The sequence below is a fragment of the Streptomyces sp. NPDC052023 genome (assembly GCF_044548465.1).
In the GTDB taxonomy this organism is placed as follows: Bacteria; Actinomycetota; Actinomycetes; order Streptomycetales; family Streptomycetaceae; genus Streptomyces.
Map to the genome: position 1 here is coordinate 735,445 of NZ_JBIUBW010000002.1, position 10,881 is coordinate 746,325.

Sequence of the window (10,881 nt, forward strand, 5' to 3'; positions counted from 1 at the left end):
TGACGAGCGAGAACCGGACCACCCTGAGACACGCATCCCGCATTCCGGACACGATGTCCATCCCTTGGAGCTCCGGCGTACGCTCGTAGGAGTCAGATTTCTCCGAAGGAGCGAGCGACGATGCCCGAGCTGAGGTCCCGCACAGTCACCCACGGCCGCAACATGGCGGGCGCCCGCGCCCTTATGCGCGCCTCCGGTGTACCCGGTGCGGACATCGGCCGGAAGCCGATCATCGCGGTGGCCAACAGCTTCACGGAGTTCGTGCCGGGGCACACCCACCTCCAGCCGGTCGGCCGGATCGTCAGCGAGGCGATCGTCGAGGCCGGCGGCATCCCGCGCGAGTTCAACACCATCGCCGTCGACGACGGCATCGCGATGGGCCACGGCGGCATGCTGTACAGCCTGCCCTCCCGCGACCTGATCGCGGACAGCGTGGAGTACATGGTCGAGGCGCACTGCGCCGACGCCCTGGTCTGCATCTCCAACTGCGACAAGATCACCCCGGGCATGCTGAACGCGGCGCTCCGCCTCAACATCCCCACGGTCTTCGTCTCCGGCGGCCCCATGGAGTCGGGCCGCGCCACGCTGGTCGACGGCACGGTCCGCACCCTCGACCTGGTCGACGCGATCTCCGACGCCGTGAACGACAAGATCTCGGACGAGGACATCCTCCGTATCGAGGAGAACGCCTGTCCGACGTGCGGCTCCTGCTCCGGCATGTTCACCGCCAACTCGATGAACTGCCTGACCGAGGCCATCGGCCTCTCCCTCCCCGGCAACGGCTCGGTCCTCGCCACCCACACCGCGCGCAAGCAGCTCTACGTGAACGCCGCCCGCACGGTGATGGACCTGACCCGGCGCTACTACGAGCAGGACGACGACACGGTCCTGCCCCGTTCCGTCGCCACCTTCGCCGCCTTCGAGAACGCGATGGCCCTGGACATCGCGATGGGCGGCTCCACCAACACGATCCTGCACCTGCTGGCCGCCGCCCAGGAGGCCGAGGTGCCCTTCGGACTGGAGCAGATCGACGCCGTCTCGCGCCGGGTGCCGTGCCTGGCGAAGGTCGCGCCCAACGTCGCCAAGGACCGCACGTACTACATGGAGGACGTGCACCGGGCCGGTGGCATCCCCGCCCTGCTCGGCGAGCTGCACCGCGCGGGCCTGCTCAACGAGGACGTGCACGCCGTGCACAGCCCGTCGCTCGCCGACTGGCTGAAGACCTGGGACGTCCGCGGCGGCTCCCCTTCCGCCGAGGCGGTGGAACTGTGGCACGCGGCCCCCGGCTGCGTCCGCTCCGCCGAGGCCTTCTCCCAGTCCGAGCGCTGGGCGGCACTCGACGAGGACGCCGAGGGCGGCTGCATCCGCTCGGCCGAGCACGCCTACTCCAAGGACGGCGGCCTCGCGGTGCTGCGGGGCAACCTGGCCGTCGACGGCTGCGTCGTGAAGACGGCCGGCGTCGACGAGTCGATCTGGACCTTCGAGGGCCCGGCGGTCGTCTGCGAGTCGCAGGAGGAGGCCGTCGAGAAGATCCTCAACAAACAGGTGACCGACGGCGATGTCGTCGTCATCCGCTACGAGGGTCCCAAGGGCGGCCCCGGTATGCAGGAGATGCTCTACCCGACGTCCTTCCTCAAGGGCCGCGGCCTCGGCAAGACCTGCGCACTGATCACCGACGGCCGCTTCTCCGGCGGCACCTCGGGCCTCTCCATCGGCCACGCGTCCCCCGAGGCGGCCTCCGGCGGCACCATCGCCCTCGTCGAGGACGGCGACCGCATCCGCATCGACATCCCCAACCGCTCGATCGAGCTGCTCGTCGACGAGGCGGAGCTGACGCGTCGCAACGAGGCGCTGAACGGCGCGTACGCCCCCAGGAACCGCGAGCGCAAGGTCTCCGCCGCCCTGCGTGCCTACGCCGCGATGGCGACGAGCGCGGACAAGGGCGCGGTCCGGGATGTCAGCAAGCTGGGCTGAGGCCCCGGACGGCGCTCGGCGCCCGTGCGAACGCGCCGAGTGACCGGGATACGTGGTGACCGGGGACGCCCCTGACGGGTGCGGCCCCTTCCGCGTTCCGGTGGGTATCGGGTGCGCGCTGCGAGCTCACGCCGCCGCGGGCGCCTGCCTCACCACCGCGTCGCCTCACCACCGCGTCGCCGCGCCCCCGTCCTCCGCGAACAGCACTCCGTCCGGCGCCCCCGCGAACACCTTCCCGTCCGCCGCCACCGGCAGCGGCAACGCCGACACCACGGCATCGCGCGCCGCACCGGGCCGGGCCTCGGTCTGCCCCACCAACGCCCCCTCGACCGCGTCGACGGCGATCACGCGCCCGTCCCCGGCGCCGAAGTACAGCCGCTTGCCGGCCACGACCGGCGCCGACGGGAAACTGACGGACGTCTCCAGCCGCCAGCGCTGCTCCGACGCACCGGTGTCCACGGCCGTGAGCGAGCCGTCGGCCCCCAGCAGATACACGGTGTCCCGCGCCACCGCCGCCTGCGCTCCCGCCACGGGAAAGCGCAGGGCGACCCGGCTCTGGGCGTCCCGCGTGGCGTCGTAGCGCACCACGGCGTCCGTGTCCGCGTACGACGCGGAGGTCGACGTGAACCACAGCACGCCCTCCCGTGCGCCCACCAGGCTCAGTGCCCCCGCCAGCCGTCGCTGCCATCGCACGTCGCCGTTCTCCGGGTCCACGGCGGTCACCCGCGTGCCGGCCCCGTCCGCGTCCACGGCGTACGCCACGCGCTCCCCGTAGGACTGGAAGACCGGCCGGCCGAGCCCGGCCACCCGGTGCCGCCACTTCCGCTCACCGGTCGCCGCGTCCAGCGCCGTGACCGTCGAGTCGGGGCCGGTGAGCAGTACGGCGCCGCCGACGTGCGCGATGCGGCCGTCGTAGCGAGCGATGTCCTGGCTCCACACCGTCCTGCCGGTCTCCGGGTCCAGCGCGACGAGACGCCGGCTGCCCTCGGAGACGACGTGCAGCAAGCCGCCCGCGAGCACGGGCGGCTGCACGTCCCCACCGGCACGCCCGCCCGTATCCGGACGCGCCCACGTCACGTCACCGTCGAGGGGATCGACGGCGGCGGCCAGGACACCGGGACGCGTGCAGTACAACGTCCTGCCCGCGTACGCGCACCGGGGCATCCCGCTCGCCTCGGCGCCCCGCGCGCTCAGCTCGACGTCCCAGGCGCGGAACCGCTGGGCCCGCTCCTGTCCCGCGGACGCCTCGGTCTCACCCGTCCCCGCGAGCAGGACGGCCCCGGCCCCGAGCGCGAGCACGACGGCTGCGGCACCGACGGCCGTCGCCCATCGCCGCCACGCGGTCCGGGACCTGGGCCGCCCCTGCTTCCGTGGCTTCCTCGGGCGGGTGCCCGAGGCAGCGGAGCCCGGGGTGGTGACCGCGGAGTCCGGGGCGGCGGGCCCGAGGCGCCGATGGGTGGGCAGCTCGTCCTCGGCAGGGCCGGACGACTGCTCGGGCGTGCGCTGTTCAGGTATGAAGGCCTGGGTGTCGTACGACGCCGACAGCGAGCGCAGCTCCGCCATCAGCTCGTCCGGGGTGGGGCGGTCCTCCGGTTCCTTGGCCAGACAACGGGCGACGAGAGGCGCGAGTTCCCGCGGCACGCCCGTCAAGTCCGCCTCCTCGTGGACGACCTGATACGCCACCAGATACGGGCTGTCGGAGTCGAACGGCCCGCTGCCCGTCGCCGCGTGCACGATGACCGAACCGAGCGCGAACACATCGGCGGCCGGCCCGACGTCCCGCGGCCTGCGGAACTGCTCCGGAGCCATGAACGGCGGCGTCCCGATCAGCTTGCCGGTCTCGGTGCGCAGTTCGCTGTCCGCGGGCCGCGAGATGCCGAAGTCGATGACTTTCGGCCCGTCCTCGGCGAGCAGCACATTGCTGGGCTTGAGGTCGCGGTGGACGACTCCCGCCCGATGAATGTCCCGCAGCGCCTCCGCCAGTCCCGCCATCAACTGCCGCAGCCGGGCGAGGGGCAGCGCGCCGTTCCGCTTCACATACTCGGAGAGGGTCGGCCCCGGGATGAACAGCGTCGCCATCCACGGCCGCCCGGCATCCGGGTCGGCATCGACGACGGGCGCGGTGAACGCACCGCTGACCCGCCGGGCCGCCCCGACCTCCTGCCGGAACCGGCCCCTGAACTCAGGGTCCTGCGCGAACTCCGCGTGCACGACCTTCACGGCCAGCTTCAGCCCCGAGGCCGACCGCGCGAGATGGACCACGCCCATGCCGCCGGACCCCAGCTGCGCCTCCAGCAGATACTGCCCGGCGTACTGCGGAGATTCCGCTTCCGCATCCGTACCGGTGCTGCGGCCCGGCGTCATCTCTCACCCCCGGATGTCCGTCCGCATGCGCGACGCGCTGAGCCTAGTCGATGCTGCGTGCGAAACCTCCGTGGGTTGCTAGCCTCGGTGCGCCACGCGATTTTGGCGTGAACCGTTCACAAGCGTCCACACGGGGGAGGCCGACATGGCCACGGAGAACATCGAGATATCGGGTGCGGGCGAGCAGGAGACGGCGCCGACGGCACTCGCGGAACCGGAGTCCTCGGCCGAGGCGGCGACGGCACGGGTGCGCGCCTACCCGGTCGCCCCCGGCGTCCGGCTCAACGTCCGCAGCGGCCCCGGCACCGACTACCGCATCGTCCGTGTCCTCCCCGAGGGCACCACCGTCCCCATCTACTGCCAGCGCCCCGGTGACAGCGTCACCGGCCCCTACGGCACCTCCAACCTCTGGGACTGCATCGCCAACTCCCAGTACGTCTCCGACGCCTACGTCAGGACCGGCACCGACGGCTACGTCGCACCCCGCTGCGCCTGACCTGCCGTGAGTGCCCCGTGAGCAGAGCCACCCTGGGGCCCGTCATCCGCCGGGCCCATAATCGACGGGTGAGCGACGACCAGAACGGAACCCTCGACCGGCCCACGGACGGTGGGCCCCGCCCCGAACCCCTGCGCTTCTTCGGTACGACCTGGGTCGGCCACGACGACGGCTACACCGCCCGTCGTATCGCCGTCTCCGTCGGCTCCCTCGCCACGGCCGTGGCCGCCTGCCTGGTGCTCCGCTTCGCCTACGAGGGCATCCAGCTCGCCGACACGGGCAGCTTCGTTCCGCTCCTGGTCGTCGTCATGTTCGCGGTCTGCAGCTCACTCGCCTTCCGGCACACCTGGGAAGGCTTCACCAAGCGCCACGACCCCGACCGCCAGTCCACCCTCCGCGGCCTTCTGACCATCGGTTTCATCGGCTCCCTCCTGGCCTACTTCGTCCGCTCCCTCACCGAGGCCCCCGGCGAGAAGCTGCACCGTGCGGAGTACGAAACAGCCCTCCAGCACCACGCGAAGCGCACGTCCCGCCGGACCGGCAACCCCGCGAAGAGGCGCCGCCGCGACTGAGGGCACAGGCGAGAGGCGGCGGGATCGGGCGAGGCAGGTCCCGATTCACCGCTCCCTCCCCCCGGCGTGACCCCTGTCGCCCCACCCCGCCCGCCGGGACCATGGCCCCATGGCCGCCTCCACGACACCCCCGCCCCCCTCACCCCCCTCCCGCGCCCACTCCTTCAACGCCGCCGCAGCCCAGTACGCGGCGAACCGCCCCTCCTACCCACCCGCCCTCTTCGACGCGCTCGAGGACCTGGCGGGGCGCCCGCTCGCCGGCTCTCGTGTGGTGGACGTCGGTGCAGGCACGGGTATAGCGACCGCCCTGCTGCACGACCGGGGCGCCGACGTGGTGGCCGTCGAGCCGGGTGACGGCATGTCCGCGCACTTCCGCAGCACACGCCCCGGCATCCCGATCGTCCGCGGCGACGGCAACGCCCTCCCCCTCGCCGACGCCTGCGCGGACTTCGTCACCTACGCCCAGGCCTGGCACTGGACCGACCCCCACCTCGCGCTGCCCGAGGCCTTCCGCGTCCTTCGGCCGGGCGGCGCACTGGCCCTGTGGTGGAACCGCGACGCGCCCGGCGTCCCCTGGGTCGCCGCCCAGGCGGAACGGATCAAGCTGCACTACGGCGACCCCGTCGTGGTCCAGCCCGGCCGACCGGCCTCCGGCGCGGACCCCGTCGTCCACACCCCCGACTACGCCCGCCGAGTCGTCCGCTGGAGCCGCCGCATCCCGCTGGACACGCACCTCGCCAATCTCGGCAGCCACTCGATCTTCCTGGTCAACGGCACCGAACGCAGCGAGGCGTTCCTCACCGAGGAGCGCCGCCACCTTCTCCAGGTCTTCCCGGACGGCTTCGTCGACGAGGTCTACGAAGCGGAACTCCTCGTCGCCCGCACCTCCTGATCCCGCCGGCACCTCCTGACCCGCCGCCCTCCTGATCCCGCCGGCACCTCCTGACCCGCTGCCCCTCCTGACGTGTCGCAACGCGAACCGGCCGCTCTCCCGCGACCCTCCCGTGCCCGCTCATGCAAGCGCGCGGGGGAGCGCCCCTCACATGCCCCCGCACGCCGAAGTCCGTTGCCGTCAACGGAACGGCAACCGAAGCGGTAGCGAGCGGAAGCCGCCCACGCAACACCATCCCCCGCTCCCCAGCACCTCCCCTTGACGCCATCGACCCCCGTGAGCATTATTCATCGCATGATGAATTACGTCGACGAGCCACCCGGCACGGGTGGGCAACCCGCACCCGGAGCCACCCAGCCCCCCGCCATCCGCGCCGAGGGACTGACCGTCGCGCGCGGCCCCCGCACAGTCCTGCGCGCCCTGGACTTCACCGTGCCGCGCGGCCAGATCACCGGCCTCCTGGGCCCCTCGGGCTGCGGCAAGTCGACCCTCATGCGCGCCATCGTCGGCACCCAGGCCAAGGTCACCGGCACTCTCGACGTCCTGGGCCGCCCGGCCGGCCACCGCACCCTGCGCACCCGCATCGGCTACGTCACCCAGGCCCCCTCCGTCTACGACGACCTCACCGTCCGCCAGAACCTCGACTACTTCGCCGCGATACTCGACCCTCGCCGCGCGACCGCCGACCGCCGCCAGGACGTCGACCGGGCCCTCACCGACGTCGACCTCACCAGCCACGCCGACGCCCTCGCCGGCAACCTCTCCGGCGGCCAGCGCAGTCGGGTCTCCCTGGCCGTCGCCCTCCTCGGCACCCCCGAGGTCCTGGTTCTCGACGAGCCCACCGTCGGCCTCGACCCCGTCCTGCGCCGCGACCTGTGGAACCTCTTCCACGCCATCGCCGCCGACCGAGGCGCGACCCTCCTCATCTCCTCCCACGTCATGGACGAGGCCGAGCGCTGCCACCGCCTCCTCCTCATGCGCGAGGGCGAGATCCTCGCCGACGACATCCCGGACGCCCTGCGCGCCCGCACCGGCGCCGAGACGGTCGAAGCCGCGTTCCTGCACCTCGTGGACGAGGCGAGCGCCAACGCCCGTGACAAGGAGAAGACCCGATGACCACCACGGCGACTACGACCGCGCCCACCGGCGCCCTGAACGCCTCCCGCACCGCAGCGACCGCCGCCCGGGTCCTGCGCCAGCTCCGCCACGACCCGCGCACCATCGCGCTGATGATCCTCGTCCCGTGCCTGATGCTGATCCTGCTGCGCTACGTGTTCGACGGCAGCCCGCGCACCTTCGACAACATCGGCGCGTCCCTGCTGGGCATCTTCCCGCTGATCACGATGTTCCTGGTGACGTCCATCGCCACCCTGCGCGAACGCACCTCGGGCACCCTCGAACGCCTGCTCGCCATGCCCCTCGGCAAGGGCGACGTCATCGCCGGCTACGCCCTCGCCTTCGGCACCCTCGCGATCATCCAGTCCGCACTCGCCACCGGCCTCGCTCTGTGGGTCCTCGGCCTGGACGTCACCGGCTCTCCCTGGCTGCTCCTGCTGGTGGCCCTGCTCGACGCGCTCCTCGGCACAGCCCTCGGCCTGTTCGTCTCGGCCTTCGCGGCCTCGGAATTCCAGGCGGTCCAGTTCATGCCGGCAGTGATCTTCCCTCAGCTCCTCCTCTGCGGCCTCTTCACTCCGCGCGACAAGATGCACCCCGTCCTCGAAGCGATCTCCAACGTCCTCCCCATGTCCTACGCCGTCGACGGCATGAACGAAGTCCTCAAGCACACCGACATGACGGCCGACTTCGTCCGCGACGCCCTGATCGTCGCGGGCTGCGCCCTCCTGGTCCTCACCCTCGGCGCGGCGACCCTCCGGCGCCGGACCACCTGACTCACCGGGCAAGCCATGTCCCGCCCACCGGACAAGCGAGCCCGCCCCCCACTCCCGGTGCGAGGATGAACCCGGACGACGCAACCCCCGGAGGGCCCCGCACCATGACCCAGAAAGTCGCAGTCCTCGGCACCGGCAAGATCGGCGAAGCCCTGCTCAGCGGAATGATCCGCGCCGGCTGGAACCCCGCCGATCTCCTGGTCACCGCCCGCCGCCCGGAGCGGGCCGAGGAACTCCGCACCCGCCACGGAGTCACCCCGGTGACCAACGCGGAAGCCGCGAAGACCGCCGACACCCTGATCCTCACGGTCAAACCCCAGGACATGGGCACCCTCCTCGACGAACTAGCCCCCCACGTCCCCGCCGACCGCCTGGTCATCAGCGGCATGGCGGGCATCACGACCGCATCCCTCGAAGCGCGCCTCGCCGCCGGCACGCCGGTCGTCCGCGTCATGACGAACACCCCCGCCCTCGTCGACGAGGCCATGTCCGTCATCTCCGCCGGCAGCCACGCCGGCGAAGCTCACCTCGCGCACGCCGAAGGCATCTTCGGCGCCGTCGGCAAGACGCTCCGTGTTCCCGAGACCCAGCAGGACGCCTGCACCGCCCTCTCCGGCTCCGGCCCGGCGTACTTCTTCTACCTGGTCGAAGCCATGACCGATGCCGGCATCCTGCTCGGCCTGCCCCGCGACAAGGCCCACGACCTCATCGTCCAGTCCGCGATCGGCGCGGCCACCATGCTCCGCGACAGCGGCGAACACCCGGTCAAGCTCCGAGAGAACGTGACGTCCCCCGCCGGCACCACCATCAACGCCATTCGCGAACTGGAGAACCACGGCGTGCGAGCCGCGCTCATCGCCGCCCTCGAGGCCGCCCGCGACCGCAGCCGCGAGCTCGCCTCCGGCAACAACTGACACCGCCCACCGGGAGGAGCGGCTACTTCGCCGCGGCCACGACCTCATTCGCGTACACCACCCGCGCGAAGCCGCTCCCCCTTCCCCCTGGCCTACCGGGCCGCGTTCAGCACAGCTCCCACCCCGGTATCGGCGCCGCTCCCACCACCGGAACCCGCGACCCCCGTATCGGAAGAAGCCGGCAGCAACCCGATCGCGCGATAAGCGGCATCCACGGTCGGCCGGGCCATCGCCCGCGCCCTCTCCGCACCATCCCGCAGCACCCCCTCCACATAGCCGGGATCCGCACACAACGCCTTGTGCCTCTGCTGTACGGGCCTGAGGAGCTCGACCACGGCCTCTGCGGTGTCCTTCTTCAAGGCGCCGTACGACTCATATACACCGCTCAGGCCCGATGGGTTCCCACCCGTGCACGCCGCCAGAATCTCCAGCAGGTTCGCAACCCCGGGCCGTCCCTCCCGGTCGTACACGACGTCCCGCCCACTGTCGGTGACCGCCCGCATGATCTTGCTGCGCACCACGTCCGGCTCATCGAGCAGATAGACGATGCCCGGCCCGGTGTCGTCGCTCTTCCCCATCTTCGACGCCGGCTCCTGCAAATTCATCACCCGAGCGGCCACCACCGGATGCGTGGCTCGCGGCACCGCGAACGTATGTCCGTATCGCTGGTTGAACCGCACCGCCAGATCCCGCGTCAGCTCCACATGCTGCGTCTGGTCATCCCCTACAGGCACCTCGTCGGTCCCGTACGCCAGGATGTCCGCCGCCATCAGCACGGGATACGTCAGCAGCGAAAGCCGGACGCTCCCACCCCGCGTCCGTTCCCGTGCCATCTTCTCCTTGTACTGGATCATCCGCCGCATCTCACCGTCGGTCGCGACGCACTCCAGCAGGTACGACAGCCGCGCGTGCTCGTCGACATGGCTCTGGACGAAGACGGTGCACCGCTCCGGATCCAGCCCCGACGCAAGCAACAACGTCGCCGCCTGCCGAGTCAGCCTGCGCACCCGCGCCGGATCGTGCTCCACGGTCAGCGCATGCAGATCGACGATGCAGAACAAGGCGTCCGCCCGGTGCTGGTCCACCTCTGCCCACCGCCGCATGGCGCCGAGGTAGTTGCCCAGCGTCAGATGCCCGGTCGGCTTGATCCCGCTGAAGACCCGCGTCATCTCTCCACCTCCTGGTCGAGACCGCCGCACCCCGGACGGCCGGCCCCCTCGGAGGGAGAAACACGAACGGCCGCCGAAGCGGCGGCCGTTGAGTGCATACGTGCGCACGGCCGCCGTCAGGCGGCCCACCAGAACTTGGTGCACGTACGCGTAGTCATGTCCTCAGAGTACGCCTGCGGGGTGGGGCCGAGCACCCGAGTTGACACGCCCCGAGCCGGTACGTAGTGTTCTCCGAGTTGTCCGACGTGAGCGCCGACCTCGGTCGGTCCCCGGGCAGCGATTCCGCGAGTATCAACCACTCCCGACGAGCAGTCGATCCGTCGATCTGCTGTCGTGTCACTGGTATGCATATTTACGGAATGAGGAATCCGCGTTCGAAAGGACGCAGCCCCCGATTAGCTCGGGAGCACGGAATCCGCTAAAGTCTCACTCGTCGGAACGGCCCAAGGGCCGGGAAGACAAACCCCGCTGACTGGGGATCAGGTCGAGAAAAGATCTGATAGAGTCGGAAACGCGAGACCGAAGGGAAGCGCCCGGAGGAAAGCCGCGAGAGAGAATCTCGGGTGAGTACAAAGGAAGCGTCCGTTCCTTGAGAACTCAACAGCGTGCCA

Annotated in this window: 9 protein-coding genes; 7 read left to right on the forward strand and 2 right to left on the reverse strand. The window is 71.1% G+C overall.

Annotated features, from left to right (window positions below):
• Positions 1-120: 120 nt before the first annotated feature.
• Entirely contained in the window at positions 121-1,974 is a 1,854-nt protein-coding gene (gene ilvD / locus ACIHCM_RS07465; protein ID WP_399890499.1) for a dihydroxy-acid dehydratase, read from the forward strand.
• 165 nt (positions 1,975-2,139) lie between these two features.
• On the opposite strand, the gene ACIHCM_RS07470 is transcribed toward ilvD, so the two are convergent.
• Positions 2,140-4,338 carry a serine/threonine-protein kinase gene (locus tag ACIHCM_RS07470; protein WP_399890502.1) on the reverse strand — a complete coding sequence of 733 codons (2,199 nt, stop codon included), beginning with the start codon at positions 4,336-4,338 and terminating at the stop codon, positions 2,140-2,142.
• A gap of 145 nt (positions 4,339-4,483) precedes the next feature.
• Here ACIHCM_RS07470 and ACIHCM_RS07475 point away from each other — a divergent pair, with 145 nt between their 5' ends.
• From ACIHCM_RS07475 to proC, 6 genes are all read left to right on the forward strand, one after another.
• On the forward strand, positions 4,484-4,834 hold the full coding sequence (locus ACIHCM_RS07475) for an SH3 domain-containing protein (protein ID WP_399890505.1): 351 nt from the start codon (positions 4,484-4,486) through the stop codon (positions 4,832-4,834).
• 68 nt (positions 4,835-4,902) lie between these two features.
• A complete protein-coding gene (locus ACIHCM_RS07480) occupies positions 4,903-5,406 on the forward strand; it encodes an EamA/RhaT family transporter (protein WP_399890508.1) in 504 nt (167 codons plus the stop codon).
• Between the two features lie 109 nt (positions 5,407-5,515).
• Positions 5,516-6,298, forward strand: a complete 783-nt coding sequence (locus ACIHCM_RS07485) for a class I SAM-dependent methyltransferase (RefSeq protein ID WP_399890510.1) — start codon at positions 5,516-5,518, stop codon at positions 6,296-6,298.
• Positions 6,299-6,592: 294 nt separating this feature from the next.
• Positions 6,593-7,414 (forward strand): ABC transporter ATP-binding protein, encoded by an 822-nt coding sequence (locus ACIHCM_RS07490; protein ID WP_399890512.1) that lies wholly within the window; start codon positions 6,593-6,595, stop codon positions 7,412-7,414.
• A complete protein-coding gene (locus ACIHCM_RS07495; protein WP_399890514.1) occupies positions 7,411-8,187 on the forward strand; it encodes an ABC transporter permease in 777 nt (258 codons plus the stop codon). Before ACIHCM_RS07490 ends, ACIHCM_RS07495 begins: the two co-directional genes overlap by 4 nt.
• Positions 8,188-8,291: 104 nt before the next feature.
• Entirely contained in the window at positions 8,292-9,101 is an 810-nt protein-coding gene (proC, locus tag ACIHCM_RS07500; RefSeq protein WP_399890517.1) for a pyrroline-5-carboxylate reductase, read from the forward strand.
• A gap of 92 nt (positions 9,102-9,193) precedes the next feature.
• Here the strand turns inward: proC and trpS are convergent, their stop codons facing one another.
• Positions 9,194-10,270 (reverse strand): tryptophan--tRNA ligase, encoded by a 1,077-nt coding sequence (gene trpS / locus ACIHCM_RS07505; RefSeq protein ID WP_399890520.1) that lies wholly within the window; start codon positions 10,268-10,270, stop codon positions 9,194-9,196.
• Positions 10,271-10,881: the final 611 nt, after the last annotated feature.